Genomic DNA, 26,475 nt, shown 5'->3' with positions numbered 1-26,475 from the left:
ATTGGTATCTGGCGTATAGAGCGTGAGTCGTTAGACGGCAACCAAGTTGGGCTCACTCAAATTTGGCTCAATAGCAATGGACGATATCACGTTGTTATTCGTATCAATTAAGAGCGCCGCAATATGATGCTGGTTCAGCCATGTTATTGCTTCTGTAACGCCGAGGAGCACACAATATTTTGCGTATACCTCTGCTGTTACAGTATCCGCAGCCATGACCGTTGCTGTCAGGACATCACTGATAGCCGGACGGGAATAATGAGGGTGAATTAAATGATGCTGCGGGCGACCTTTATGCCACCAGCGCCGATAATCTTGCCCAGAAGTGGCGACAGCACCAGATCTCAAAGTAAGAATTGCGACATCTTGGTCGTTTTGCATATGCTCGCCATTAGCACAGTAAGGTTTAGCAATTGCCACGCCCCAAACAATTGGACTGTCTATTGCCTTATCTAGGGCTTGGCTTCTTGGGACACCGATTGCTATATCACCGCCCATATCTACCAAACAAGGGAGTTGCCAGTCATGACTTCGACTAATCTGCTCAGCTAATTGCATGGCACACCAGCCTTTGACATAACCATTCAAATCAAGTGCTATTCCAGCGGGCAGGTAGATCTGATGCTGACCATCAACCAATCGGCGACACTGAATACTGTCTATTTGCTGATTAGGATTGTTAGCATTGGGTTGAGCTTGTAAGTATGTGGCGGCATTTGAGCCAGAGTTTGAGGTAATTACGGGTATAGATGGCGTAGACATTTTTGGCAAGGTTTCAAATGACTGCCTATAACCAGCAGCCCAGAGCGGTTTGAGTAAGGTTGGGGTTATGAGACCTTGAGTTTCTACAACAAAATATATGGCGCGACCTAAGACCTCAAACAACTCTGCACTTACCTCCCTCCATTGGTCGGTATGATTATTAAGTCTCATGAGCTCACTGGTTTCATCGAAACGACTAAATATATGCTCCCAGCGTGCTAAACGCTGCTGAGTTTCACTTTTTAACAAAGAAATTTGGTGATCTATTATTTCCTGCGAGTGCTGTGTGCCAATCTTGGTAATGTTTAACGTTATTTGAATGTGGCAACCCATCGCCGCCAGTTTCAGAGTCGCCAATTTTGTCGTGTTCTTACTCATCAGAAGACTCCATTTTTTGCGATAGGGTATAAGCTCAATAATTACTCATCTTTGCTTATTTATTGATTTGCTGGTTATTGAGAAGAACGCGTACGGGCGACGACTGTTATTGCCTCTACAGGAGCAGCTTCATTGACCTGCCTCAGCTGTGTGATGTCAACAATGGGTATTGATGCAGCAGCTAGCTCACCACTCCCAGAATCTGTAGTATTTACAGTGACGGCGCTCACAGATGGGCTGTCTGTCTCTTGATTGAGCAAAAATAACCATCCACCCATCGTGCCTGCAACCGATGCAATCATGATACTGCTTTTAAGAAAGGCGAACGGATCAGCTTTTTTACTCGTCTTATTAGCAGGTTTCTTTGGAGTTGCTTGGGCCGTTGATTGTGTATTAGTCATCATAATCATCTTCCTCCTCATGGTGTTTGTAGCTCGTTGCGATTAGATGATCACTCTTTTTGTAATCCTCGTCACGGTATTTGCCGACTTTTTCATTTTCGTCCCTGTCGTCATCATGATGCTCATCTCGATCATCTTCATCGTAGTCTTCATAAAAATTCTCAACACGATAATTATTGGTCGCTACCGGATTTAGAACCGTGCCTAAATTGGCGTCAATATAAGTGGCGCTATTATCTAATAGCACTTCATAAGCGACCTTACCGTTATAGTTGATGAGCTCTGGATTGGCCTGCAATATCGCATTGGGTGCGTCTTGTTTTGCCAGTGCTGTCGCTTGCGCAGGACTAAGCGCAGCAAGAGGTAACTGCTGCACCGATGAGGATGATGCGTTAGGTGTGATGTCAGCATTTTGAGTGATGGGATCAGCTACTGATAAAGTACTAGCAGGTTCGGGAGACTGCACGGCTAAGGCAATAACCCCACCAAAGAATACTAAGGAAGTCGCACCGACAGTTAATAATAGTGGTTTTAAGAGCGGTAGGCTCACAGGTTGTACTCCATATAATGTTATTAGGGAATACGAGTAGCATACGCACCGAATATTAACTCAATCTTAAGACAGTATGATTTATTTTTTTACAATGGTTTTGAGAGTGGGCTTTTACTTTTAACTGTTACCACAAAGCCTGTTTCTGGTTGAGAGCGGTTGGCAAACGCTAAGGTGAGGTTGTGCAGCTCGGCGATTCGATTGGCGATTGACAGTCCTAGCCCACTACCTAGTTGGGTTTGACCTGCTGGACGGTAGAAGCGTTCGCTCAGGCGCGCTAGCTGCTCTGGGTCTGCACCCAAGCCATTATCCACCACTTTAATATTATCAACATCTAACTGCAGTTCAATCAGACAGCCCTCTGGGCAATAGCGGATGGCATTGTCTAGTAAATTGCGGATTAATAGCTTAAATAATACTGGATTGATAAGAATGGGCAAAATATCGGCAGGATTGTCACAGTGTACGGTGCGTTTTAATTGAATGTGTTTTTCACGAGCCAAGCGGTTGACATCACTCAGTACAGAATCTGTGAGCATCAGCCAGTCTGGATGCTCTAATTGCTCAGGAGGCAACTGCTGTTGCGGCTCTATCTTGGCTAAAACCAATAATTGATCGACCAAATGGGTCGCACGCTCAATGCCATCGCTAATCTTTTGTGTGTGATAAAACAACTGATTGTCGTTTTCTATGCCAGACAGTTGTAATAGCTGCTGCTGTAACAAGTCTGCTTGTAGTTTGAGCGCAGCCAGTGGACTACGCAGCTCATGAGAAGCATCAGCGGTAAAGCGTTGTTCACGTGCCAAGGTATCTGCCACTTTTATAAACAAAACGTTTAAAGCGGTCACCAAAGGCTGAATCTCTTTTGGTACGTCTGCTGTGATAGGACTATCATCTTGCAGCTTGCGCTGTTCCACCTCGGCACTGATTTGGCTTAACGGCATCAGTCCGTGTCGTATCAATCCGATAGCCAAAATCATGAAGGAAAATAGCCCAATCAACATAGGCAACACTTGCACAGACATTGCTTCGACAATCATTTCTCGGCGAGAATCAAGGTTTTGACCAACAGCGATCACTCGGCCTTCATGCGTGTCATCGTAGCCATTGTCACCATTATAGTCATCATGCGCATAAAATAACCGCCAGCGTTTGCTAAAAGGGTTTAGGCGCTGATAAGCAGAGTTATATTCTTCTAAAAAACCACGCTGGTCTGGCAGAAAAGAAAATGACTGACCATTTTCATCAGCCACTAATAGATGTCCTTCTTTATCCCAAATGGCAAAGCCCATATAGTCATCTTCAGCATCACCCAGGTCACCTGACAGCTCTTTACTTTTTAAATTATATATTTTGGCAGCGGGCTTTTCGCTCTTTTCTCTATGATGCTCTCCTTTACCTTCCTCTTGGTCGCTGTCTTCTTGTTCTCCAGTTTTTGGATCCCCATCTTGTGAATCACTGTCATCAGCAGATACGCCCATCAAATATCGAACCACTTGAGTGATTTGCGTGTCATTCATCTCATTAATTTCATGCCATAACCGCCAAGCAATAAAGCTCGATGTGATAAGCCATAGTAAGGGTAGACCAATGAGTAAAGAGATTAACAGCCGCTGCTGGATACTTTTCATAAGCTCACATGTTGCTCATATATTAAAAGCCAAATTGAACATAAACACTTTAATGGCTATGTGCTGGATTGAGATAGTAGCCGATGCCGCGTTTGGTTAAAATAAAATCATTGCCCAGTTTTTTGCGTAAATGATGGATATGCACTTCAATAGCATTACTCTCAATATCCTGTTGCCAACCATAGAGCTTGTCCTCTAAGCTGGCTCGACTATGAATCTGTTTAGGATGAGTTAGCATTTGCTCTAGTATGGCCACTTCTTTGATGGTTAGCTCAATGACTTGACCTTGATAAGAGACTTGGTGATTGTGAGGCCAATAAGCGACTTCACCATAACGAATCTCAGGTTGGCTCCGTCCCTGACTACGCCGTATCAATGCTTGCAGACGGGCAACCACTTCATCTAGTGCAAATGGCTTGACTAGATAATCATCTGCGCCTGCATTGAGTCCAGCCACGCGATTGGCAATCGCGTCACGAGCCGTAATAATCAACACCGGTGTGTCTAGCTGTTTATAGCGCCAATTTTGTAGCACAGTCATACCATCACCTTTTGGCAACGTCAGATCGAGCAACACCGCATCAAACATATCCTCTTGCAGTGCCATTTCACCTTGCCTAGCATCACTAAACCAATCGACCATCATGCCATGGCTTTTTAGCCCGACAACAATACCTTCAGCAATATTGCTATCGTCTTCTATTAATAGTATGCGTGCCATGACTGTCCTGTTTCGTTGATTATTTTATCTTGGGCGACGCGTCGTTACCGTTTTATTACCGGTTATCATCGACTTAATCAGATTTTGCCGTTCCCAATAACTCATGACAATCGCAGAGATAATGTGTAACGGGACAAGTGAGTATAAACTATTGGCAAGTATTTCATGAATTTCTTCAAGGATGTCTTTACTACCGAAAATTCTTGCCTCCATCAAATAACCACTCACGCCTAACCCTATAATCACGGCCCATAACAATAGCATCATAATGGCAGCCAATGGGTTATGACCAAGATGCTGCTCATCCATACGGCGAGCACTTAAATCAGATAGGTGACGTTTAATACGAGACGATGTAGGAAAAAAGTCACTGAAGCGTGCATAGCGAGTGCCAACTAAACCCCAAAGCAAACGTACAACCACTAACCCTACCACGGTATAACCGACATATTGATGCAGCTCACTGCCTTCTTCGGTAAAAAGCAAATTAGCAGTGATACCAGCCGCGACGGCCCAGTGAGTCACTCTGACCAAAATATCCCAAACTCGTACTTGTCTGGTTTTAGGAATGTTTGATAACAATATATCAGACTCGTGTGTCGGATTCGTTGTACTGTTTTGGTCCATGGTCATCACTCCCTTAATAGTTCGTTTATTTTTTGACGATATAATTGCTAGACATCAAACCTAGGCGAGATACCGCTAGTAGGCTAGACGTTACATCATCTGCTCTACTGCTATTACAACAAACAAACCTTAAGGCTAGCTTAGGAAGCTAAAAACCAAACACTCATATAGTGAGTAATATGTCATGACATTTCTAGGTGGTGATAAAAAATACCGTTTAAAATACCGTTGCTAGCAACATTATTTTTTAAACGGCACAATATTAGAATAAAAGCTGAGACGAATCCAATAATTAATTTATCGTAGTTCGCCTTTAAAGCGTTTACGCACCTGATGCAAGTACAGAGCCGGTGCGACTCGCTACAGTAAGCTGCCAAGGTGCGAAACAGGTTCAGGCAATATCCAGCGTTTGCGTCGCTGCAAACCTTGATCGATCCGTTCGGCCATCCCTTCAGTACTGCGCATACTCCGGCAATCCTCCCGATAAATAAGAACGCTTAGAAATAGAGATTAACTGCTAAACTATCAGCAGAAGAACCCTATGAAAAAGATCCGCTTTAGCGACAACCAAATCGTCAACATCTTAAAGCAAGCAGAGCAAGGTGTCCCTATCACTGAGCTATGCCGTGACCACAATATTGGACAAAGCACCTTTTATAACTGGCGTTCTAAATACGGCGGTATGGATGCCTCTTTAATCTCACGTCTTAAAGAGCTTGAAATTGAGAACGCTCGACTAAAGAAGATGTATGCCGATGAATGTCTTAAATCTGACATATTACAGAATGTCATGTCAAAAAAATGGTAGCGCCATCAAGGCGCCGTGAGATGGCTTGTCACTACCTTGAAGAGCGTTTTATTAGCATACGCAGGGCTTGCCATATCTTTAACATCAGCGTCACTTGCTACTATCATAAGTCAGTTGCCTCTGATGAAAACAAGCTAATAGCGGATTTATTAATAGATCTGACGCAGAAGAATAAGAATTGGGGCTTTGGATTATGCTTTTTAAGTCTGTATAACTTTCTGGGGTTGCCCTACAACCACAAACGCGTCGTGTATCGCATCTACTGCGATCTTGAATTGAACCTTAGAATCAAGCCCAAGCGCCGTATTAAACGTGACAAACCCATACCTCTAGCAGTACCTGATAGTATCAATCAAAGCTGGAGCATGGACTTTATGCCTGATGCGCTAACCGTTGAGATTGACTTTTCACTACCTGCTCAAAGAGTGATACGCGGTCTGAATCAGCTGATTGAATATCGAGGCAAGCCTGATCAAGTGAGATGTGACAACGGTCCTGAGTGCATTAGTAATGCACTCAAAGACTGGGCACTAGAGCAAGATATTGCTATCAGATATATTGAGCCTGGTCATCCACAGCAAAATGCTTATGTAGAGCGCTATAATAGAACGATGCGGTATGATTGGTTAAACCAAGAGCTGTTTACTACTTTAGCTCAAGTCAGAGAACAAGCAGAACACTGGTTGTACCACTACAATAACGAGCGCCCGAACATGGGCAATGGCGGCTTTACGCCAATGCAGAAACTATTTCACGCAGCTTAATTCTATTAGATTAGTGTCTTAGGTTTGGGTGGGTTACCACTTGAATTAAACTTGGAATAGGTATGCCAATAACTAGTTCTGAATGAGCTGGTTCAGGCATTTCTGTTATTCGTGATGTTGAGGCATATTTATTTGATATAAGGCAAGGTACGGTAAAACGTACTATTTAGGCTTGGAAAACTATGGCTGCACCTAAGGTCTATTCATCATCGGATTACTCAGACAGTTGATTAAAAACCTACTCCTACACTAAATATTTGTATTTTTGATCTGTTTCTCAGCGACTGCAATGTACTAGCCAGAACATAACTGCTTAGGTGATGATGACTTCGCTATCGAGGGACTGAAAATCTGATTATAATGAACGTATAAACTTACTTTTAAATATTAAAAACATAAAAAAAGGTTGCCAATGCTATACCAAATATAGCCTCGGTAACCTTTTTTAATTTGGCATTTTACTTAGGTGATATTGTTAATATTGGGGTTTGAAAATGTTTTTTCGTGAATGCCCTTGTGCATTGATGTCATTGTTCATGGCATATCCCACTTTAGTGGTGATAACCAAGTCATCTCTACGAGCGATACGGCGCAATACATTACACACGACCTCTTCACCAGCGCCAAGAGAGTAAAAGTCGGCTAAATCGATGAAGTTAACACCCATATCGAGCGCATGTGCAATGATCGGCTCACTTTCTTTTTCGTTAAAGATCCAAGGTTTCCATTCTTTTGAACCCATATTCATGGTGCCAAGACAAAGGCGAGATACTTTTAGGCCAGACTGTCCGAGTTTGACGTATTGCATGTTTAATCCTTAAAGGTAGTCGTAGATATAGTTCTACTAGATAGTATGGTTACCGCATTTTTGAACGTGTTTTTACTGCCACTCTTTTTACGTTATTGAGCGTGAAGGCTCACTAGTTTTCCTTACGTCAGTTGATAGCGTTGGCTTTAACTCAACAATATCCCCATTAATCTCAACCCTACGGGCCAGCTTCAAGAATGAAAGGCCTGCACCCAGTACAATCAACATGCCGGGTACACCGGACAAATTGAACAACATCTTGATGGCATCAGTACCGATAAAGCTCGCACTTATCCAAGCGACAAAGGCCACGGCACAGCCCCAAATCGTTTTTACCCATATAGGAGACGTAAGGTTTTCTGCATCAACGCCTTGGATACACAGACCTCCAATCGCATCGGTCGTCGAATCGGCCGCTGTCACAAAGGTGATAAAGCAGGCAAATATGAATAGCGCGCTGAGTATAGTGCTACCAGGTAACTGATCGAACAGCACATAAATCACCGAAGCAAAACCATTGTCTTGGTAAGCTTGGTACATAATGCCGCCCATGGTGGTATCAAAGAACAATGAAGAACCGCTGAATATACTGAACCATACAAAGCCGAAAGCAGATGGCAACAGCAGATTGACCATGATGAACTGACGAACGGTATAGCCACGGGCAATTTTTCCAAGAAACAGACAGCTTAGTGGCGCCCAAGCAAACCAACTGGCAAAGAAAGCCACTGTCCACCAACCTGGCCATGGGTCATTGCCAGAAGCGCCTGTTACTAAGTTGCGTGCGAAAAAGTCAGAAAGATAAACCCCTAGCGACTCAACACCCAGCGACAAGATAAAGGTAGTAGGACCCACAATAAATATGAATATAGCGCCTACAAAGTAGAGCCAAGTGTTGATTCGAGCAAGGTTTTGGATACCACGGTGCAGTCCAGACGCAGCAGATATAAGCGCAGCCCCTATAATGACGATAGCGATAATTGCATACCCAGTGGTACTTTTCTGAATGCCTAGTACAGACTCCATGCCATCGCTTATCACCAATAGCCCAGAAGTCAATGTGGCAGACATACCCAGTACGACAGCAAATAGCGCTAAACCATCAACTATCTGACCACCAACACCATCAACCCAGCGCCCTAAAATTGGACGTAACATCGAACCAATAGAAAATGGTAACTTAAGATTATGGAATGCTAAGGCAAATGCCAAACCAGCAACCGTATAAATTGAATAAGGGGTAATCGTCCAATGTACAAAGATAGTAGACATCGAAAAGCGCATCGCTTCAGGGCTTTCAGGGATTATGCCTAAATATGCGGGGGGCTCATGATAGTGTAGAACTGGTTCGGCAACAGACCAAAATAGAATACCCATTGCAATAACTGTGGTTAGCGACACGGCAAACCAACGAAATGGGGTCAGCATTTGAGAGGCGTTTTCGCCGCCAATACGTACCCGCCCGATTGGGGCAAAAAAGGCGTACGCTGCGATAAACACCATGAATAAAGCACTAAGGTTGAATAACCAAGAAAGGTTAGTCATGATTATCGTGTTTAGGCTTGATGTGCCCGTGATAAAATTTTGTTTATCAATGAGTGTGTAAGCGACGGTTAATACCAAGCAAACAAATGCGGGCCAAAAAGTCACTGGTCGTAATTTTGCCATACAAACTTCCTTGTTATGGTTCTGATTACGGTCAAGATTACTCCAAATCACAGACCATTGGAAAATGATATAAAGTCTGTCAACCATGACTAAAAGTAATGCCACAAAATATTAGGATATTTGTTAAGAGAGAGGTTCGCTTTAAGATGAGTATTAATAGATATGAAAATTGCCCAAAATTATGTTTCATAGCTTGTCACTATTAATTTTTTGGCCAGAGATGTATTAAGTAGTATTTATGAAAGAGGTTATTGGAAAGTAAATAGCTGTAGAGTAATTATTCTCAAATATCAAAATCGTAGTGATGTCATAGTTAAATACAATACAGTAATTATAAATATACTAAGCTAGATGGCTCAACCTCTTGTTACCGACCTCTGCTGTCGAATCCGTAGACATTAAATTTAGGGGTTATAATTTTAACGAATTTTCTATTTACTGTTTATTTTTATTAGGGGATAGCTTTAAAATTAATATCGATAGCAAAGAATTACTCAATGCTAGAGTATAGTGTATTAAATATAAAAATGTTATAAGATAAAACATCTCAATAGCTATATTTTTTATTATGACCTACTCATTAGATTATCGTAAACAAGTTCTTGAAAGCTTAGAGAATGGTATGACCTTTGCTGAGGCTGCCACTTTTTATAACATCAGTCCAACCACCATTCAAAAGTGGAAGCAAAGGCTGCATAGTAAAACCACACGTAATGTTAAGCCATCAAAAATACCCAATGATGCGCTACGCAAAGATGTTGAAGATCATCCTGACGACTACCACTATGAAAGAGCAAGACGGTTTAACTGTACTGCCCCAGCCATTTGTAAGGCGTTAAAACGTTTAGGTATCAGTCAAAAAAAAGACTTTAGAACATCCAAAAGCGTGCCCGATCAAAAGAGCGATGTATCAGAGTAAGCTTGACAGATTTATTCAGCAAGGCTATCCCGTTGTATATATGGATGAGAGCGGCTTTGAGGCCGAGACTATTCGTTCTCATGGCTATGCACCGATTGGTAAACCTTGTATTGATCGCTATAACTGGCAAGGTAAAAAGCGGACCAATGTTATTGGTGCTTTGTATGAAAAAGTGCTGTTTGCACTGGATTACTTTGAGCACAACATCAACAGCAGCATATTCTACCACTGGTGCAAACATACACTAATTCCAAGTCTTAAAACAAAATGCGTGATTGTGATGGATAATGCTCGGTTTCACAAAAATAAACGCATTCAAAAGCTACTGAACAGGCATGGGCATCGCATTCTTTGGTTACCACCTTATAGCCCTGATCTAAACCCTATCGAGAAAAAATGGGCACAAGTGAAGTTTCTACGCCAAGGCTGGATGGAGAATGACTTATCTAAATTGTTTTATGATATTTGTCCTAACCATAACAGTTTTATTTTGAACTGACTATAGACCAAATATTAATCTAAACTATAACTTGTTGGGTGATAAACACCTCAATATTATGGTGTCCAAAATATAATTAACCTATCCCTTACCATGGAATTCTTTTACTCTAATGATTCGAAAATCACCTAAATGCTATTGTTTACATAGTGCAGAAGACTGATGTATAAAATCCACTTTTCTTAGGTGATGTTGTTAATATTGGGGTTTGACGGCAGGGGTCACTCAGGCGTAAGCGCATTGGCATTGATACAAACGCTGATAATACTAACCGTTAAAAAGCTTAAAGTATGGCCAGCTATATTGGTTCTCGAAATACTTGTATATATAAGTCCACTTTTTTTATAGTGAAAGGATTATGTAAAGAACAGGTACTTATTGCAAGTATTTTTTCTAATTATTAGCTTTATAAAAACAAGAATTCATATTTGAATGACTAAGTGCTAAAATAGTATTTTAACACTCTTATATGAATGATTATATTATGAAAATAAGATTTGATTTTTATACGCCAAGTGAAATTTCTCAGATTTTAGGTGAACGCTTAAAAACGCAGAGACTGGCATTAAACTTAACACAAGCCGCTTTAGCAGATAAGGCTGGTACTGGCATCAGTACTGTTGCTCGTATTGAGTCTGGTCAGGGCGGTACACTAGACAATATAATCAGGCTCGCTATGGCTCTTGGCATGGTAAATCACTTTTCTGAATTATTTGATGTAGTGCCTACCAATATAGAAGATGTTATCGCTAAACAAAATCCACGCTTGCGCGCCTCAAATAAAAGCTGATATAAGGTAGCCACCTCAATGTATCAACCGATATCAATTATCAATATTTACTACCAAGGATTCGGAGACAAACGTCTTATCGGTAAATTAACGATGGATGGACGACGCCCTACCTTTGGCTATGATGCGGCGTGGCTGACTGATGGACTGGAGTTATCACCAATTGAGATGCCCTTACGATCAGCACCTTATTATGGTACTCATGCGTCGAGCCATTACCTATGCGGATTATTATCAGACAGCTTACCTGATGGTTGGGGAATGCTGCTCATGGATAGGTTCTTTCGAAAAACAATGTCTCATGCTACGTCAATCAATGTTTTAGATCGCCTCGCTTATATTGGTAATTCAGCAATGGGAGCACTTAGTTTTGAGCCACAACAAGATTTATCAGGCGCTGATATCGATATTAATGATTTTACTTTAGCCAAACTGGCCGCTGCCAATCAATCGATTTTATCCGGACAAGATAGCAACATACTGGCTGAGCTCATCGTTATCGGCGGCTCACCACAAGGTGCAAGACCAAAAGCACTTGTCCTATATGATGAGGCAACCGAGTTTATTACTACGGACTTAAAAAGCGAACAGCCATCCGCAGCGCCGTGGCTGATTAAGTTTCCTGCCCAATCTGAGCATAAAAGCGTTTGCCTATTAGAGTCAATTTATGCTGATATGGCTAAGCAAGCAGGCCTAAACATGCCTGCGCATCATTATTTTGATATCGGTGAAAAACATGCTGCTTTTGGGGTTGAGCGTTTTGACCGTATGGACAATCAACGCGTTCATACTCATACGCTGGCAGGTTTATTAGACATTGATTTTCGCATCCCATCATTAGATTATCTGCAGTATTTACGCTGCGTGCGTATGTTGACCCAATCACAAGTTGCTGTAGAAGAGGGTTTTAGACATGCTGTATTTAATGTCATCTTTAACAATAAAGACGATCATAGCAAGAACTTCTCTTTTATGATGGACAAGGCTGGCAGGTGGTCATTGTCGCCTGTCTATGATCTCGTTTATAACTCAGGTATGAACGGTTATCATCAAATGGATGTGACTGGTGAAGCTCAATACCCTACCCGATCTCACTTATTAAAGTTGGCTAAACTTGCTGATATTAAGCAAAAAAAGGCACAAGCTATTATTGATCAGGTAGCATCAGTTGCTGAGGACTTTTTGACTGTTATTAAAGATCATAACATTGAGAAAGAATTATCAAATCAGGTCATTCATGATATAAAAGCCAATCTCAATCGGATGGCAAATCAATAAACCTTAAGAAGTTGTTAAATTTGTTGTTAAAAATAAATACTTAACTACCTTATCCCTTAATAATAAAGGATTATGCTAAGTTAGTCGTTGCGTGGTGGGCGCACCAGTTAAGATATGAGTAGTACCGATTAAACCCTTGTAAGCCTTATGCTGCAAGGGTTTTTTATTGCGTGTCTATAATACACCCTAACCTTCCATACCTTAATGATAAAGGTATCGACTAACACTTCTTAGAATAACTTTAAAATATCTGAAATTATCAAGGCGTTGACTAACTCACCACCAAAACAAGCGACCATACAGACCCTATAGTTTTATATTAATGCATAGATAAAAAAATCACCCTAACTGTTCAAGTTAAGGTGATTTTTTATGGTGTTTGCAATATTGATAATAGCTAACTATCTAACTTCTAACCTAGAAAGAAGTCCGGCGATAGTTACGATATTCAGGTAACCAAAAGTTCGCTTTTAATCGGCGTTGTAAATTTTCCGATGTGATAGGTAGTGCTAGCTTGTCTTGAGCAGCTTGCAAAGCCACTGCATACGCTATTTTTTCACTGATCTCTCTGATAACTTTGATCGGCGGTAGTATGGCACCAGGTGCTTTTTCGTATTCCATTGATATATCTGCAAGGGCTTGGCTTGCCGCCGTTAGCATATTATCGCTGATACCTGTCGCACGTGCTGCTAAAACACCCAGACCAATACCAGGGAAAATATAGCTGTTATTACACTGAGAAACCTCAAAAGACTGACCGTTATAAGTGGTATGAGGAAACGGACTACCCGTCGCAACAATTGCCTTACCTTTACTCCAATTCATGACTTCTTGCGGTGTTGCCTCCACACGAGACGTTGGATTTGAAAGTGGTAGTACAATTGGGTGCTCAGTATTAGCACATAGCGACTCGATCACTTCTTGGGTGAACAGACCTTTTTGTCCGCTAACACCAAATAATACGGTGATTTTTGCTTGTTTAACCACTTGCGCTAAGCCGAGTTTCTTACTTTTATCCCAGCTTGCAATAGCTGATTCTTTTTGTACTAACGGTTCTTGGAATTTTTGCAGTTCTGTCATGCCATCTGTTAGCAAGCCATAACGATCAACCATGAATACTTGACTACGAGCTTGCTCTTCAGTCAATCCTTCACGCTGCATTTGGCGAATAATATGCTCAGCAATACCGCAACCCGCAGATCCTGCGCCTAAAAACGCGATATTCTGTTGGCTAAGTTTTTGACCTTTATTTAGACACGCTGCAATCAAAGTACCAACTGATACCGCAGCAGTTCCTTGAATATCATCATTAAAGCAGCATAGCTGATCACGATATTTATTCAATAACGGGGTCGCGTTTTCCTGAGCAAAATCTTCAAATTGCAATAATACCTCTGGCCAACGACGCTTAACAGCTTGAATAAATAAGTCCACAAATTCATTATATTCATCGCCAGAGATGCGCGGATTTCTCCAGCCCATATACATAGGATCGTCAAGTAGCTGTTGGTTATTGGTGCCGACATCCAGCAAAATAGGTAGACAGTAAGCTGGGCTAATACCACCACAAGCCGTATATAAAGACAACTTACCGATTGGAATACCCATACCGCCAATACCCTGATCCCCTAGGCCCAATATACGTTCACCGTCAGTAACAACGATCACTTTGACGTTTTGTTTGGTGGCATTTTGTAGCATATCATCGATTTTGTGACGCTCAGGATATGAGATAAACAAACCCCGTTTACGGCGATAAATTTGCGAGAATTTTTCACACGCCTGACCAACGGTTGGGGTATAAATGAGCGGCATGACTTCTTCGATATGCTGCTCAATTAGATGATGAAATAAGGTTTCATTGGTATCTTGGATGTTACGCAAGTAAATATGCTTATCCATCGCATCAGTGAATGAGCTTAGTTGATGATAAGCACGTAATGATTGCTCCTCAATCGTTTCAATATTATGAGGTAATAGCCCCGTTAAATTAAAGCTACTACGTTCTTCTGATGAAAAAGCACTACCTTTATTCAATAAAGGTGTCTCTAAAAGAGCGGGTCCAGCAACAGGAATATATAAAGGACGCTTATTTGACATAATGTAATCTTCTTATTAAAGGCATATGAGTGAAAGCCATACTGAGTGAAAGCTATGCTAGTGCTGCATTATACATAGCATCGACTGGTATTTAACAATAGATAACAAAATCATTTTGAATAAATGTGCTTCTGAACTCGAGGCTGCTGATACATTTACCGAGAAATAATAAAAAAGCACTACCAATCGGCAGTGCTTCTGAGGATGTATTGAACAATTTATAATAGACAAACACTGAACTATTCAGCAACTTAGCAACTTAGCAACTGATAAATAATCAGCCCATGGCCAGTTTTAAATATCAGTTATAGAATTCAGTTATAAACAGCACGAGCAATTGCGTTTGGTTTTCGACATTTTACCAATACCCGGATTAAAGGTATTGGTTGGGTCTAGACTTTTATAAAAGTTCTGCAAATCAGGTTCTGCTTCGTATAAGTGTCCGACATTATGCTCAGCAGGATATTTGGCTCCGCGTGTGCTCAGCAGCTCTAACATCATTTTTTTAACAAGATGTGCATCACTACCCTTCTTCAGAATATAGTCTTGATGAAATACATAACAAAAGAAGTGTCCATAATAGAGTTTCTTTTCTAAATGCTGTTCAATGTCTTTAGGTAGCGTTTCGAGCCATTCTAATTCGTTACGTGGTATGGCAATATCTAATGCCAATATATCGCCGACGTCTTTTTCATGTATGACTTCATAACGTAATGCAGCACCTGCAGCGGCAAAGCGATGTAAAAAGGCGCTTTCTGATTCTTCTTGACTACATTCAAAATAGTTACCCGTATTTGAAGCGTCGAAAAACACCTTCAGAAAATCTTGTGCTTCTGCTATGCCGTCATCACTCATTTTTAAGATGAGATGATGCTCATATTGGTCGCGATACTCTAGCATTCGCTTCGGTAAATGCTTTGGAAATATATTGGCGACGAACTGCATGACTTTGTCAGTGAAATGCTTTGGCATCCATGGCCATTTATGGAATTTTGCATCCATAGCGCCTTTGATAGAAAATAGTCGAGGTAAAGCATTGGTACCGAGATGCTTAATACTCAGGAACGTGTCCTTGCCATACTTAGCAGATACATCAAATATATCACGATGCATATACTCACCCACTTCAGGGATATTATCGAAGCTCGATAATATCTGCCGTCGCAACTGTGCAAGCTCACTCACACTGTTGGTGCCTATATAAAAGGTTTTCTCTTTTACAGCGGTTGGATAGGTATCAAGACGCACTGCAAATACCGCTAGCTTGCCAGCACAGCCACTAGCCTCATACAGTCTTCGCTTATCCGCATTAAAGCGGCTTGGTGTGCTTGCATCAACATCTTTTACTCTGGCGATGTACTCTTTGTCAGATGCGAGCTTGCCAGTGTTAGGTAATTCTCTTTTATCAAAATTACCTGTTTGTAGATTAGTGAGTATTTCTTCTGGAGTGTCGCCCAATTCTACGTCTAGGTGATTAACCAGCACTAGCTGACCGTGCTTGTCTATTTGGGCAAACAAAGCAAGTTCGGTATAAGCAGGACCTCTTTTAACCAGTGCCCCACCTGAATTATTAGAAACACCGCCAATAATTGACGCACCCAAAGTCGATGAACCGATGACCGAGTGAGGTGCTCTATTTACGGCTTTAAGCTGACTTTGCAACTGATGCAACGTGGCGCCAGGTAAGCTAATCACTTGCTCGTTATCATTCACCAAATACAACTGATTCATTGCAAGGGTATTGATCACAACCACTGGCCTATCGTAGTCATTACCGCTCGGTGTTGAACCTTCAGTCAGTCCTGTTTTTGCTGCTTGCATGATAATAATGCAGTCGCCTGCCACACATATCTCTAAGCTACGCCAAATCTCGAGCAGTGTTTGCGGAAACAAAACAGCCAAAGCGCTGCCACCACCAGAGCGCCACCCCATTCTATAGTGTTCGTTTTTTTCTGGATCAGCCTGTACATTGCTAGCTCCCAGTAAATGGGTTAGCTTGTCTAACACTTGCTCAGGATGGAGTGTGTCTTGATGCGCTATATTTGATGAGAAAAGGTTTGGTGAAGCTCTATTCAATGAAGGCATATGACGCTCTTTATTTAGTGGTTGTGTGTCACTCATGATGCTAAAGGCCCTTGAAAACCAAAGAGGTAAATGGCAGCCATGACGATAATCCCGCAGAACAACACATAATAGATGGTAGGTAAAAATAGTGATTAGAACCTTTCAAGCCGCCATACACAGCAATTGCTTATCAGTGTATCGATTAAATATTTTAAATATTCCCTAAAATATTCTACGCCTTATCAATACATTGATATATTGCATCAAAGGACAATGTTATTTTCTTTTTTTGCTATAATCTAAAACGTATTACACCAATTGGGGAACAAGTATGGGCAAAGCTGACGATATGATTTTATTCGTCCAAGTGGTTGATGAAGGGTCATTTTCTCGGGTCGCTGAAAAGCTGTCATTAACGAATTCAGTGGTAAGTAAACGCATTGCAAGATTAGAAGAGAGCTTAAACGCACAGCTACTGTATAGGACAACCAGAAAGTTAAGCTTAACCGATGCAGGAAGGACGCTTTATGACAAAGCTAAAATCGCTAAATTTGCCTTTCAGGAAGCTGAAAATGCTGTAACAGGCTATGGTGAGGACATGAAAGGCAACATACGTATAACCATGCCAGCGGTCTCTGCAAATCTAATATTGAGCGAATCCATTGCCGAATTCTGTAAACAACACCCAGAAATATCAGTAGATTTACAGATTACCAATCGACTGGTTGATTTGATAGAAGAAGGGTTTGATCTAGCGATAAGGACAGCAGAGCTTGAAGACTCATCACTCATTGCAAGACGTCTTATAGATAGCCAGTGGGTCATATGTGCGACACCAGACTATTTAGAGCGACATGGTACACCTCAAACCCCTGAACAATTACGGAGTCATGAGTGTTTGGTCTATAAGTTTGATCATACGGCGAATGGTATATGGCCGCTATATATAGATGGTACAGAGCAATTGCTTCCTGTACAGGGTCGGTTTCATAGCAATCATCTTAATGCGATTAAACAAGCGACTCTCAGCGACCTAGGTATCGCCTTTTTACCACAAGCACTTGTTTATGAAGAAATGCAGCAAAATACGCTTACTCAGATTTTGCAGCGCTTTACACGAAAGAAAATGGGTATGTATGCGGTTTACCCCAAGGCACGGCAACCGGACCAAAAGTTGAAACTGCTTGTAGCGCATCTGCGAGAATCATTACATCAAAAACAGGCTTACTACTGCTAATAACCTTTAGACAGATCAATAGGCTTGTCCACTCTAGCTGCTTCTCCGCTAATGCAATCCTGACGCGCATAGCACAGTGGGAAAATGGCGCATGATACCAGTGTAAACCTTAAAATTCAGTAACGGATTCATACGTAAGAATGATAATAGGGATAATAGCCTTCCTTACATATCGAATGCGTTAAATGCGATTTTCATCGTACATCACTGCTTACGTCCTCCTTTACAACCTCGTCGACAAGATTTTGACATCAACAGTCATTAAAAATGCCATTATGATATTAAATTAGCCTTCAATTATCATAAAATTATCATAAAATTATCAGGTGTGAAGCTAGTGATATTACTAGCAAGCTATTGAATTATCTAACAATATAAGAAGTCAAGTGGTGTGAAATTATTTGATACCTGCATAGCGATATTTTTGGGTTCTCTTAAATGTTTTTATAAAAATGAAGGTTGAATAATAAGGTAAAACCATCTAATAATAGGTCTATAAGTTCTAGACATTTATCTAGCAACTTATACCCACTACTTTTAGGAAGTTAATACAATGACGTATAAAAATGTAACTGTCGCGGGAAGCGGCATCCTAGGCTACCAAATTGCTTTTCAGGCCGCATTTCATGGTTTTAATGTCAGTGTCTATGACATCAATGATGAGGTTTTAGAAAAAGCAAAGTCAAAATTTCAATTGATGTGCAAGGCTTTTCGAAAGGATTTGAGGGCAACTCAAGAGCAGTTGGATAAGGCTTTTGATAATCTCAGCTACACCTCAGACTTAGCAGAAGCAGTCAAAGATGCTGATCTAATGATTGAAGCCATTCCCGAGATTCCTGAGATTAAAATCGAATTTTATGAAAAACTTGCCAAACTAGCGCCAGAGAAAACCATCTTTGCGACCAATACCTCTACCTTACTTCCTAGTCAGTTTGCAGAATCAACGGGACGACCTGCGCAGTTTTTAGCGCTACACTTTGCCAATAAAATTTGGATGCATAATGTCGCCGAAATCATGGGGCATCCTGGCACAGATCCTAAAGTATTTGATGAGGTTGTTGCTTTTGCTACTGCCATCGGTATGGTGGCAATGCCGCTGGATAAGGAGCAACCCGGCTATATCATGAACAGTTTGTTGGCGCCTTTTATAGATGCAGCTTTGCAATTGGTTGCAAAAGAGGTTGCCGATCCACATACGATAGATAAAACGTGGATGATAGTAACTGGCGCGCCGTCAGGTCCCTTTGCCATATTGGACACTATCGGTATCAACACTGCCTACAACATCACAAAACTATCTGCTGAAAAAACTCAAAATCCTGTGAGGTTCAAGGCTGCTCAATATTTAAAAGAGCAATTAATCGATCAAAACAAACTAGGATTCGCGACTGGTGAAGGATTCTACACGTATCCAAACCCAGCCTTTATGCGCCCTGAATTTTTGAAATAATAGATCGCTTTCAAACTGGCTCCAAAACACAAAAGGCCATTCAAGCTGTATATTGCATCGCTTGAATGGCCTTGTCAGTCGCGCATTTTATCTAACTAAATATCTTGATATTAGGGTTTACTTTCGGCGATGACTATCCAAACCTATCTAAGTTATGTTGTTCACTAAAAAGAAAAGTCATATCGCGTCAATGCAATTATTTCAATTGGCACTGCATACCTCCAAGGCATACCGCCCGTACAATAGAACTGGCCATCTTCAAAAGCCACAATGCGAGATGTGAAGTCATTACCTACCTGATCTTTTAGAGCGTTCTCATCACTCTCGTCACTGACAGCACACCATATACTTTGATGACCATCCTCAAGCATTGAACGAGTCAATTCGCTTCCAACAATTACTGTATCCATGTTGTTACTCCTATTCAATGACAATGATTAGTAAGCTAAACAAGCGGTTTTATAGCAGCAATCGCTTGAGCATCTTCGAACTTGTTTTATCTATCGTTGCAAAATATTGGTGGTTAGACAGATGAGCTTATAAATAGATAGTACAGATGTATTGTCAACTAGAACAAGAAGTTGTAGACAGATGGTAGATTTTCACGCATAGGCTGTAAAACTAACCTGCATGTAGAACGTAACAGTCATTATATTAATAATGAGTTATAGCCCTACATCATCATGAGTAAGTGCCACTCTCTTTACTGAGACAGCATATTCCCATAGCTCACCTTTATCACAAACAAACTGGTCGTTATTGAAAGCTACAATAGGAACCAGTAATTCGTAGTAACCATTATCTATGGTTGCGATAGCATAATCATCGCTAACGTTGCTGACAGCACACCATACATAGTTGCTGACATTTCCCAAGATGGCTTTGGTTAATTCACTGCCTTGTAATTCAGCAATCATCTTCAGGCTCCAGTATCTATCAAGTTAATCTATTACTTTATAGATAAATTCGGTTTTTGCAATATATCTGTATAACTCATAAGTTCTCGAAATACACCTGACTTCCCTCGAGCAGATTTTTTATAGTTAGAATTTACACTCAAACTATTCAAAGATATTTTCAATCTTATGCTCCATATACTGTCTTTTCGGTATGATAAATCGGCTTTCATTTATGCTATAAAAGACTGCTTAATCGATACTCGTTAACGCTTTACTAACATCTAAGAAATTGACAGCGGGGGGCAGCTTATACTACCCTTTATCACTCATTCACTTTATTAATCTTACTTCTTAAATAGTAAGATCGTTCCGGAGTAATCCCATGCAGTGGACCAAACCAGCTTTTCAAGACATTCGTATCGGTTTCGAAGTGACTATGTATTTCGAAGCACGTTAAAACTCATTAGCACTCAATCCATTAAAAGCCCTAGATGATTAGGGCTTTTATTTTTTTGGAAATATTGATTTATGTATATTCACGTTTTAGGCTCAGCTGCTGGTGGTGGTTTCCCGCAGTGGAACTGTAACTGCGATAACTGCCACGGCGTGCGTCAAGGCACGATTCAGGCAAAGACCCGTACCCAATCTTCGATAGCCATATCAGAAAATGGTGTGGATTGGATCTTATTCAACGCGTCCCCTGATATCCGCCAACAATTATTTGAGTTCAAGGCAGCACAGCCAGCACGTCATTTGAGAGATACAGGCATCACCAATGTGGTCTTGATGGACAGTCAACTTGACCATACGACGGGGCTGTTGACCCTGCGTGAAGGTTGTCCAATTCCTGTTTGGTGTACTGACATGGTCTATCAAGATCTAACGACAGGATTTCCTCTCTTTAATATGTTAAAGCACTGGAATGGCGGTTTGCAATATAATCAAATTGATCCAGAAAAGACGTTTAAGATTGAAGGTTTTGACAATTTAGAATTGACGCCTTTAGTGATTAGAAGCTCAGCACCGCCCTACTCCCCGCATCGTAATGATCCGCATGATGGCGATAATATTGCACTGATTGTAAAAGACTTAAAAACACAAAAACAACTCTTTTATGCGCCAGGTCTCGGTAAGATTGATGATCAAGTGATGCAGATTATGAAAAGCTCTGATTGCGTGATGATTGACGGTACGTTATGGACGGACAATGAAATGCAAGAGTGCGGTGTCGGTACGAAGACCGGCCAAGACATGGGGCATTTACATATTAGTGGTGAAGATGGCTCGCTGCATTATCTAGATCAGTTAGATAACGCTCGTAAGGTGCTGATCCATATCAATAACACCAATCCGATATTAAATGAACAGTCTGAACAAGCCGCGACATTAAAACAACATGGTGTTGAAGTAGCATTTGATGGTATGCAGATTGAGCTGTAAGACAAACGGTAAGGCAATGATAGCAATCGTAAGGTGAGAACAATGCAAGAAGAAAACACAGCACTCAGTCCAGAAGCGTTTGAACAAGCGATTATGGCAAAAGGTCAGTATTATCATATCCACCATCCTTTTCATATCATGATGCATGAAGGCAAAGCCAGCCAGCAGCAAATCCAAGCGTGGGTTGCCAATCGATTTTATTACCAAATCAATATCCCGCTAAAAGACGCAGCTATTATGGCAAACTGTCCTGATCAGCGCGTACGTCAAGAATGGATTCAACGCATGATTGATCAAGATGGCGTCTATCCTGACGGCGGTGGTCGTGAAGCATGGTTGGGTCTGGCAGAAGCAGTTGGTTTGACTCGTGAGCAAGTGATTTCTGAAGAGCTGGTGCTACCGGGTGTGCGTTTTGCCGTGGATGCTTATGTGAACTTTGCGCGTCGGACATCATGGCGAGAAGCGGCGAGTAGCTCACTGACCGAGCTGTTTGCTCCGCAGATTCATCAGTCGCGTTTAGAGTCTTGGCCCAAGCACTACCCTTGGATAAAGGAGCAAGGCTATACCTATTTCCGCTCGCGCTTGAGTCAAGCTCGCCGCGATGTTGAGCATGGTCTGACCATCACACTCGACTCGTTCAAAACAGCTGAACAACAAGAGCGTATGCTTGAGATCCTACAGTTTAAGCTCGATATCTTATGGACGATTTTGGATGCCTTGAGCTTGGCCTATGTGCATAATCAAGCCCCTTATCAAAGCGTTACCACTGACAATGTCTGGCATAAAGGATTGTTCAAATGAGTATACCTGCTAGTTTACCTGAGCTGGATCAATCCATCGTACCGGTATGGCGTCACGGTTATCGTTTTCAGTTTGAACCAGCGCAAGATGCCTATGTCTTACTCTACCCTGAAGGCATGATCAAACTAAATGAGAGTGCCAGCATCATCGGGCAACATATTGATGGTCAAGCGTCCATTGCTGATATTATCCAAAAGGTGCAAGCTATGTTTGGCGATATTCCCGAAATCGAGCAAGACATCATCGAATATATGCTGGTCGCCCAGCGTGAACATTGGATTGATTTAGTATGACTGCGCCAGTCGGGCTTCCGCTATGGTTACTTGCTGAGCTAACCTACCGTTGCCCATTACAATGCCCTTATTGCTCAAACCCTATCGATTATGCTCAGTATAAGCAGGAGCTAACGACGCAAGAATGGTTTGATGTGTTCGATCAGGCACGTCAAATGGGTGCGGTGCAGCTTGGTTTTTCTGGCGGTGAACCACTGGTTCGTCAAGACCTAGAAGAATTAGTCGCTTATGCGCACAATCAAGGTTTTTATACTAACTTGATCACGTCGGGTATGGGGTTGACCGAAGCTCGGATTGCGCATTTAAAAGAAGCCGGTCTTCAGCATATTCAAATTAGCTTTCAAGCCAGTGATCCAACGGTCAACAATGCCTTGGCAGGTTCAAAGCATGCCTTTGAGCAAAAGTATGAGATGTCACGTCTGGTTAAGCAATACGACTATCCGATGGTGCTTAACTTTGTCATTCATCGGCAAAACATCGATCAGATTGACCAAATTATTGATCTCTGCTTAGAGCTTGAAGCCGACACGGTCGAGCTAGCTATTTGTCAGTTTTATGGTTGGGCATTTGAGAACATAGATGGTTTACTACCAACCAAAGCGCAAGTGGTCCGAGCCGAGCGCATTACCAATGAATACCGTAAGCAGATTGAAGAACGTGGTATCAAATGCAAACTTATTTTTGTGGTGCCTGATTATTATGAAGAACGTCCAAAGCCCTGTATGGATGGCTGGGGCAAGATTTTCTTAACAGTGGCACCAGACGGTACAGCCCTACCTTGCCATGCTGCCAGACAAATGCCAATACAGTTTCCTAATGTACGACATACACCACTGTCGGATATCTGGTATGAATCTGCGAGTTTCAATCAATTTCGCGGTGATGACTGGATGCCTGATATCTGTCAAAGCTGCCCAGATAAAGAGCGCGATTATGGCGGCTGCCGTTGCCAAGCGTTTATGCTAACTGGGGATGCCAAAAACGCCGATCCTGTCTGTGGCAAATCGCCTTATCACTATCTGATTGAGGAGGCACGTATCAACAGCGAGACACCTGTACCTTTTGAAGAGTTGCGCTTTCGTAATCCAAAGAATTCTAAAACACTGAGTAACAAACAGCTGAATAAAGACAAATTGATTCCTACTCGTATGGTAACGGGTGAAATATGAATGCTAATACTAAGCCTGTCATATTTGATGGACATAATGATCTGTTGACTCGCCTGTGGCTGAGTTCAGCTGCCGATCCGGTACATGACTTTATTTATGGCACGTTACCGGGACATTTGGACTTACAACGCTGCCGAAAAGCGAATTGGATGGGCGGATTATTTTCCATTTTTTTACCGCCCTATGCTTATGTGAAAAACAACCATCCTGACAAATTAGCCAACCCCTCAAATTCAGATTTTACTCCGCAAGAAATCGTCGATATCTGCTGTGCGCAATTGAAACTAGCCCAGCAACTACAGGCAAGATCTGACGGTCAGATTCAGATTTGCACCTCGTTAGAACAAATCAAAGCCTGTCAGCAGAATAAGCAACTGGCGATTGTATTGCATTTGGAAGGTGCTGAGTTTTTAGCCATACAGCCTGATCTGCTAGATGTGTTTTATGAGGCAGGACTCAGAAGCATTGGCCCGCTATGGAATAGAAAGAGCCTCTTCGGTGATGGCTTGAATGCGTCTTTTCCGCACTCTCCAGATACGGGAGCTGGGCTCACGACTCAAGGTAAAGACCTCATTCTTAAATGCAGTGAAAAGCATATGCTGATCGATGTGTCGCATATGAATGAGCGTGCTTTTTGGAATACGCTAGAGATTGCCTGCCAGCCGATTGTTGCGACACATTCAAACGCACATACTCTATGTCAGCAAGCACGGAACTTAACTGATCAGCAGCTAGCTGCTATTAAACAAAGCGATGGTATGGTTGGGGTAAATTTCGATGTGGCGTTTCTTCGTGCAGATGGACAACGTAATACGCAAACCTCGCTTGATGTGATTGTCGACCATCTTGATTATCTGATCGACCATCTAGGCGAAGATCATGTTGGTTTTGGCTCTGATTTTGATGGTTGTCTACTACCTGATGAGTTATCTGATATCAGTCAAATCTCTATGCTGATTGAGCGGATGCAGCAGCGTCATTTCTCAAACCAACTTATTGAAAAGGTAACGTCAAAAAACTGGTTTACGGTGCTTGATAAGGTATGGCAATAGTCATAATAATCAAGCAATTACTGTCTAGGAACTGTTGTTTTGCTCGTCTGAGTAAACAGGGTAATCATTAGTTCTCGTTTTACCTTAATACCTGCTCTACCCGTTCAATCAAGTATTCTTTGACCGCATTAAACAATGGATCGATTAAGCGCCGTTCTGGGCAAATCAAATACAGCGGATAGTTGGTCACTTGCCAGCCGTCCAACTCCACCTCGACCAGTCTCCCCGCCTTTAAATCGCCTGCTATATCTAACTGAGACTTTAATGCGATGCCTTTACCCGCCACTGCCCAGCGGCGTACAACGTCACCGTCTTTACTTCTGCGATTGCCATCCACTTCCACACGTTTAGTCTTGCCCTCTTTTTCAAAAGTCCACTCGCTCAAATATTTTTCATCATGCCCCAAACGTAAGCAATTATGCTGCGACAAATCTTCCGGCATTTTTGGGATACCGATACCCTTATTAATTTTGCTCAAATACTCCTTTGACGCACACAGTATAGGGCGATTATTCAACACTATGGGTAATGCGACCAGTGACGAATCTTTGGGTGCGCCATAACGTAGTGCCAAATCAATCTGCTGACCGTACAAGTCCACATAGCTGTCAGACATATGTAGCTGCACCGTCACTTTTGGGTGAATGTCTATAAAATCGTCCAACCAAGGCAAAATTAGGTTTCGTCCCAAATCTGATGATGCCGACAGTCGGATGGTACCGGTCAGCTCAGCATCATTATCATGTAGTCCTGCATAGGCGTTGTCTAAAATAGCCACCGCATCTCGGCAATGCTTTAAATATTGCTCACCCTTGCTAGTTAAACGCAGTCTACGAGTAGAGCGAACAAACAACACCGTCTCAATTTCGGCTTCTAATCGCTTGACCGCTGCACTCACAACTGCAGGCGACAGGTCTAAGTGCCGAGCACAGGCAGATAGGCTGCCTAAGCGAGCGGTCTCAATAAAAATACGTAAATCCTGCAAATTTTTCATCGTCATGCCTTCGTTCAATTAGCGTCTAACTTAGCAACCACCATCGCTTGCTGCTGCTAGCCTCATCATTATATAAAAATTATTGAAACTGTTTCTCTAAACCTGCTGATTATCAAAATCATTAATTATAGTAGCATGCACCTATAAGATTTACTCACACATTTGGAGATACACGATGGATACTATAATACGGCCTACGAGCACACAGGATACTCAACACCATAGCCACCATGATGGAGATAATCAACAGAGCGCACTACAGCAAGCACGCAACTTACCACTACCTTCAAAATCAGACATGCTTAGACGTGCATCATCGGTAGAGCATTTCTGGCATCAAAACAGCCAGTTACTAGAGCAAGCATAGACAGA

Annotated in this window: 27 protein-coding genes; 14 read left to right on the top strand and 13 right to left on the bottom strand. The window is 41.8% G+C overall.

The genetic code is table 11. From position 1 onward, the window contains the following. Nucleotides 1–30: 30 nt before the first annotated feature. The 6 genes from JMY00_RS09620 to JMY00_RS09595 form a co-directional block, all read right to left on the bottom strand. On the bottom strand, nucleotides 31–1,140 hold the full coding sequence (locus tag JMY00_RS09620; protein ID WP_201580014.1) for an FAD:protein FMN transferase: 1,110 nt from the start codon (nucleotides 1,138–1,140) through the stop codon (nucleotides 31–33). 74 nt (nucleotides 1,141–1,214) lie between these two features. Continuing rightward, entirely contained in the window at nucleotides 1,215–1,544 is a 330-nt protein-coding gene (locus JMY00_RS09615; RefSeq protein WP_227692092.1) for a hypothetical protein, read from the bottom strand. Next, complete coding sequence (locus JMY00_RS09610; RefSeq protein ID WP_025653060.1) at nucleotides 1,534–2,091, bottom strand: PepSY domain-containing protein; 558 nt, start codon at nucleotides 2,089–2,091, stop codon at nucleotides 1,534–1,536. Before JMY00_RS09610 ends, JMY00_RS09615 begins: the two co-directional genes overlap by 11 nt. Nucleotides 2,092–2,180: 89 nt before the next feature. Further along, complete coding sequence (locus JMY00_RS09605; RefSeq protein WP_025653061.1) at nucleotides 2,181–3,722, bottom strand: ATP-binding protein; 1,542 nt, start codon at nucleotides 3,720–3,722, stop codon at nucleotides 2,181–2,183. A 49-nt stretch (nucleotides 3,723–3,771) separates the two neighbouring features. Further along, nucleotides 3,772–4,443 (bottom strand): response regulator, encoded by a 672-nt coding sequence (locus JMY00_RS09600; protein WP_025653062.1) that lies wholly within the window; start codon nucleotides 4,441–4,443, stop codon nucleotides 3,772–3,774. 24 nt (nucleotides 4,444–4,467) lie between these two features. Next, nucleotides 4,468–5,070, bottom strand: a complete 603-nt coding sequence (locus JMY00_RS09595; RefSeq protein ID WP_160022933.1) for a cytochrome b/b6 domain-containing protein — start codon at nucleotides 5,068–5,070, stop codon at nucleotides 4,468–4,470. Nucleotides 5,071–5,611: 541 nt separating this feature from the next. Here JMY00_RS09595 and JMY00_RS09590 point away from each other — a divergent pair. Next, a protein-coding gene (locus JMY00_RS09590) for an integrase core domain-containing protein (RefSeq protein WP_198015457.1) occupies nucleotides 5,612–6,642 on the top strand; the annotation gives its coding sequence in 2 pieces (ribosomal slippage) (nucleotides 5,612–5,864 and nucleotides 5,864–6,642; 1,032 coding nt in all). 475 nt (nucleotides 6,643–7,117) lie between these two features. Here JMY00_RS09590 and JMY00_RS09585 read toward each other — a convergent pair. Together JMY00_RS09585 and JMY00_RS09580 are read right to left on the bottom strand one after the other, a co-directional pair. Next, nucleotides 7,118–7,450, bottom strand: coding sequence for an aldo/keto reductase (locus JMY00_RS09585; RefSeq protein WP_240990720.1), 333 nt, complete (start codon nucleotides 7,448–7,450; stop codon nucleotides 7,118–7,120). Between the two features lie 87 nt (nucleotides 7,451–7,537). Then, on the bottom strand, nucleotides 7,538–9,118 hold the full coding sequence (locus JMY00_RS09580) for a BCCT family transporter (protein WP_201580013.1): 1,581 nt from the start codon (nucleotides 9,116–9,118) through the stop codon (nucleotides 7,538–7,540). Between the two features lie 568 nt (nucleotides 9,119–9,686). On the opposite strand from JMY00_RS09580, the gene JMY00_RS09575 reads away from it, so the two are divergent. The 4 genes from JMY00_RS09575 to JMY00_RS09560 all read left to right on the top strand — a co-directional run bounded on the left by JMY00_RS09575 (nucleotide 9,687) and on the right by JMY00_RS09560 (nucleotide 12,604). After that, on the top strand, nucleotides 9,687–10,037 hold the full coding sequence (locus tag JMY00_RS09575) for an IS630 transposase-related protein (protein ID WP_201580012.1): 351 nt from the start codon (nucleotides 9,687–9,689) through the stop codon (nucleotides 10,035–10,037). Next, complete coding sequence (locus tag JMY00_RS09570; RefSeq protein WP_227691738.1) at nucleotides 10,024–10,536, top strand: IS630 family transposase; 513 nt, start codon at nucleotides 10,024–10,026, stop codon at nucleotides 10,534–10,536. Before JMY00_RS09575 ends, JMY00_RS09570 begins: the two co-directional genes overlap by 14 nt. A gap of 484 nt (nucleotides 10,537–11,020) precedes the next feature. Then, nucleotides 11,021–11,326, top strand: a complete 306-nt coding sequence (locus JMY00_RS09565; RefSeq protein WP_201580011.1) for a helix-turn-helix transcriptional regulator — start codon at nucleotides 11,021–11,023, stop codon at nucleotides 11,324–11,326. 18 nt (nucleotides 11,327–11,344) lie between these two features. Continuing rightward, complete coding sequence (locus JMY00_RS09560) at nucleotides 11,345–12,604, top strand: type II toxin-antitoxin system HipA family toxin (RefSeq protein ID WP_160022927.1); 1,260 nt, start codon at nucleotides 11,345–11,347, stop codon at nucleotides 12,602–12,604. Between the two features lie 417 nt (nucleotides 12,605–13,021). Here the strand turns inward: JMY00_RS09560 and JMY00_RS09555 are convergent, their stop codons facing one another. Together JMY00_RS09555 and dld are read right to left on the bottom strand one after the other, a co-directional pair. Continuing rightward, complete coding sequence (locus tag JMY00_RS09555; RefSeq protein ID WP_101205849.1) at nucleotides 13,022–14,704, bottom strand: NAD-dependent malic enzyme; 1,683 nt, start codon at nucleotides 14,702–14,704, stop codon at nucleotides 13,022–13,024. A gap of 318 nt (nucleotides 14,705–15,022) precedes the next feature. After that, nucleotides 15,023–16,825: a D-lactate dehydrogenase gene (gene dld / locus JMY00_RS09550; protein WP_240990719.1), complete on the bottom strand. Its 1,803-nt coding sequence runs from the start codon at nucleotides 16,823–16,825 to the stop codon at nucleotides 15,023–15,025. A gap of 274 nt (nucleotides 16,826–17,099) precedes the next feature. On the opposite strand from dld, the gene JMY00_RS09545 reads away from it, so the two are divergent. After that, nucleotides 17,100–18,005: a LysR family transcriptional regulator gene (locus JMY00_RS09545; protein ID WP_201580010.1), complete on the top strand. Its 906-nt coding sequence runs from the start codon at nucleotides 17,100–17,102 to the stop codon at nucleotides 18,003–18,005. A gap of 553 nt (nucleotides 18,006–18,558) precedes the next feature. Next, nucleotides 18,559–19,455 carry a 3-hydroxyacyl-CoA dehydrogenase gene (locus JMY00_RS09540; protein WP_201580009.1) on the top strand — a complete coding sequence of 299 codons (897 nt, stop codon included), beginning with the start codon at nucleotides 18,559–18,561 and terminating at the stop codon, nucleotides 19,453–19,455. 164 nt (nucleotides 19,456–19,619) lie between these two features. On the opposite strand, the gene JMY00_RS09535 is transcribed toward JMY00_RS09540, so the two are convergent. Next, nucleotides 19,620–19,865 (bottom strand): hypothetical protein, encoded by a 246-nt coding sequence (locus tag JMY00_RS09535; RefSeq protein WP_201580008.1) that lies wholly within the window; start codon nucleotides 19,863–19,865, stop codon nucleotides 19,620–19,622. A gap of 255 nt (nucleotides 19,866–20,120) precedes the next feature. Continuing rightward, nucleotides 20,121–20,372, bottom strand: a complete 252-nt coding sequence (locus tag JMY00_RS09530) for a hypothetical protein (RefSeq protein ID WP_101205844.1) — start codon at nucleotides 20,370–20,372, stop codon at nucleotides 20,121–20,123. A 364-nt stretch (nucleotides 20,373–20,736) separates the two neighbouring features. On the opposite strand from JMY00_RS09530, the gene pqqA reads away from it, so the two are divergent. The 6 genes from pqqA to JMY00_RS09500 all read left to right on the top strand — a co-directional run bounded on the left by pqqA (nucleotide 20,737) and on the right by JMY00_RS09500 (nucleotide 25,109). Beyond that, the gene (gene pqqA, locus JMY00_RS09525) at nucleotides 20,737–20,811 is read left to right on the top strand and encodes a pyrroloquinoline quinone precursor peptide PqqA (protein ID WP_082894360.1); all 75 of its coding nucleotides are present in this window, start codon (nucleotides 20,737–20,739) and stop codon (nucleotides 20,809–20,811) included. 71 nt (nucleotides 20,812–20,882) lie between these two features. After that, complete coding sequence (pqqB, locus tag JMY00_RS09520; protein WP_201580007.1) at nucleotides 20,883–21,794, top strand: pyrroloquinoline quinone biosynthesis protein PqqB; 912 nt, start codon at nucleotides 20,883–20,885, stop codon at nucleotides 21,792–21,794. Nucleotides 21,795–21,836: 42 nt separating this feature from the next. After that, nucleotides 21,837–22,595, top strand: a complete 759-nt coding sequence (gene pqqC, locus JMY00_RS09515; protein ID WP_201580006.1) for a pyrroloquinoline-quinone synthase PqqC — start codon at nucleotides 21,837–21,839, stop codon at nucleotides 22,593–22,595. After that, a complete protein-coding gene (pqqD, locus tag JMY00_RS09510; protein ID WP_201580005.1) occupies nucleotides 22,592–22,888 on the top strand; it encodes a pyrroloquinoline quinone biosynthesis peptide chaperone PqqD in 297 nt (98 codons plus the stop codon). The genes pqqC and pqqD overlap by 4 nt, the downstream gene beginning before the upstream one ends. Continuing rightward, nucleotides 22,885–24,057: a pyrroloquinoline quinone biosynthesis protein PqqE gene (gene pqqE, locus JMY00_RS09505; protein WP_201580004.1), complete on the top strand. Its 1,173-nt coding sequence runs from the start codon at nucleotides 22,885–22,887 to the stop codon at nucleotides 24,055–24,057. Before pqqD ends, pqqE begins: the two co-directional genes overlap by 4 nt. Further along, on the top strand, nucleotides 24,054–25,109 hold the full coding sequence (locus tag JMY00_RS09500; protein ID WP_201580003.1) for a dipeptidase: 1,056 nt from the start codon (nucleotides 24,054–24,056) through the stop codon (nucleotides 25,107–25,109). The genes pqqE and JMY00_RS09500 overlap by 4 nt, the downstream gene beginning before the upstream one ends. A 79-nt stretch (nucleotides 25,110–25,188) precedes the next feature. Here the strand turns inward: JMY00_RS09500 and JMY00_RS09495 are convergent, their stop codons facing one another. Beyond that, on the bottom strand, nucleotides 25,189–26,103 hold the full coding sequence (locus JMY00_RS09495; protein WP_201580002.1) for a LysR family transcriptional regulator: 915 nt from the start codon (nucleotides 26,101–26,103) through the stop codon (nucleotides 25,189–25,191). A gap of 175 nt (nucleotides 26,104–26,278) precedes the next feature. Between JMY00_RS09495 and JMY00_RS09490 the strand changes: the two genes are divergently transcribed. Continuing rightward, a complete protein-coding gene (locus JMY00_RS09490) occupies nucleotides 26,279–26,470 on the top strand; it encodes a hypothetical protein (RefSeq protein ID WP_201580001.1) in 192 nt (63 codons plus the stop codon). The last annotated feature ends 5 nt before the right edge of the window (nucleotides 26,471–26,475 follow it).

This window comes from Psychrobacter sp. Pi2-52 (assembly GCF_904846705.1).
Taxonomy (GTDB): domain Bacteria; phylum Pseudomonadota; class Gammaproteobacteria; order Pseudomonadales; family Moraxellaceae; genus Psychrobacter.
The sequence above is the reverse complement of the archived record's forward strand: the minus strand, read 5'-3'. Positions and strand labels throughout refer to the sequence as shown.

Coding starts and splice junctions, on each gene's coding strand:
- JMY00_RS09570 (WP_227691738.1), top strand. CDS start 10,024: ATGTATCAGAGTAAGCTTGACAGATTTATTCAGCAAGGCTATCCCGTT.
- JMY00_RS09500 (WP_201580003.1), top strand. CDS start 24,054: ATGAATGCTAATACTAAGCCTGTCATATTTGATGGACATAATGATCTG.
- JMY00_RS09605 (WP_025653061.1), bottom strand. CDS start 3,722: ATGAAAAGTATCCAGCAGCGGCTGTTAATCTCTTTACTCATTGGTCTA.
- pqqB (WP_201580007.1), top strand. CDS start 20,883: ATGTATATTCACGTTTTAGGCTCAGCTGCTGGTGGTGGTTTCCCGCAG.
- pqqE (WP_201580004.1), top strand. CDS start 22,885: ATGACTGCGCCAGTCGGGCTTCCGCTATGGTTACTTGCTGAGCTAACC.
- JMY00_RS09540 (WP_201580009.1), top strand. CDS start 18,559: ATGACGTATAAAAATGTAACTGTCGCGGGAAGCGGCATCCTAGGCTAC.
- pqqC (WP_201580006.1), top strand. CDS start 21,837: ATGCAAGAAGAAAACACAGCACTCAGTCCAGAAGCGTTTGAACAAGCG.
- JMY00_RS09585 (WP_240990720.1), bottom strand. CDS start 7,450: ATGCAATACGTCAAACTCGGACAGTCTGGCCTAAAAGTATCTCGCCTT.
- JMY00_RS09530 (WP_101205844.1), bottom strand. CDS start 20,372: ATGATTGCTGAATTACAAGGCAGTGAATTAACCAAAGCCATCTTGGGA.
- JMY00_RS09565 (WP_201580011.1), top strand. CDS start 11,021: ATGAAAATAAGATTTGATTTTTATACGCCAAGTGAAATTTCTCAGATT.
- pqqD (WP_201580005.1), top strand. CDS start 22,592: ATGAGTATACCTGCTAGTTTACCTGAGCTGGATCAATCCATCGTACCG.
- JMY00_RS09495 (WP_201580002.1), bottom strand. CDS start 26,103: ATGAAAAATTTGCAGGATTTACGTATTTTTATTGAGACCGCTCGCTTA.
- JMY00_RS09545 (WP_201580010.1), top strand. CDS start 17,100: ATGGGCAAAGCTGACGATATGATTTTATTCGTCCAAGTGGTTGATGAA.
- JMY00_RS09615 (WP_227692092.1), bottom strand. CDS start 1,544: ATGATGACTAATACACAATCAACGGCCCAAGCAACTCCAAAGAAACCT.
- JMY00_RS09560 (WP_160022927.1), top strand. CDS start 11,345: ATGTATCAACCGATATCAATTATCAATATTTACTACCAAGGATTCGGA.
- JMY00_RS09575 (WP_201580012.1), top strand. CDS start 9,687: ATGACCTACTCATTAGATTATCGTAAACAAGTTCTTGAAAGCTTAGAG.
- JMY00_RS09580 (WP_201580013.1), bottom strand. CDS start 9,118: ATGGCAAAATTACGACCAGTGACTTTTTGGCCCGCATTTGTTTGCTTG.
- JMY00_RS09490 (WP_201580001.1), top strand. CDS start 26,279: ATGGATACTATAATACGGCCTACGAGCACACAGGATACTCAACACCAT.
- JMY00_RS09555 (WP_101205849.1), bottom strand. CDS start 14,704: ATGTCAAATAAGCGTCCTTTATATATTCCTGTTGCTGGACCCGCTCTT.
- JMY00_RS09600 (WP_025653062.1), bottom strand. CDS start 4,443: ATGGCACGCATACTATTAATAGAAGACGATAGCAATATTGCTGAAGGT.
- JMY00_RS09620 (WP_201580014.1), bottom strand. CDS start 1,140: ATGAGTAAGAACACGACAAAATTGGCGACTCTGAAACTGGCGGCGATG.
- JMY00_RS09535 (WP_201580008.1), bottom strand. CDS start 19,865: ATGGATACAGTAATTGTTGGAAGCGAATTGACTCGTTCAATGCTTGAG.
- dld (WP_240990719.1), bottom strand. CDS start 16,825: ATGAGTGACACACAACCACTAAATAAAGAGCGTCATATGCCTTCATTG.
- JMY00_RS09595 (WP_160022933.1), bottom strand. CDS start 5,070: ATGGACCAAAACAGTACAACGAATCCGACACACGAGTCTGATATATTG.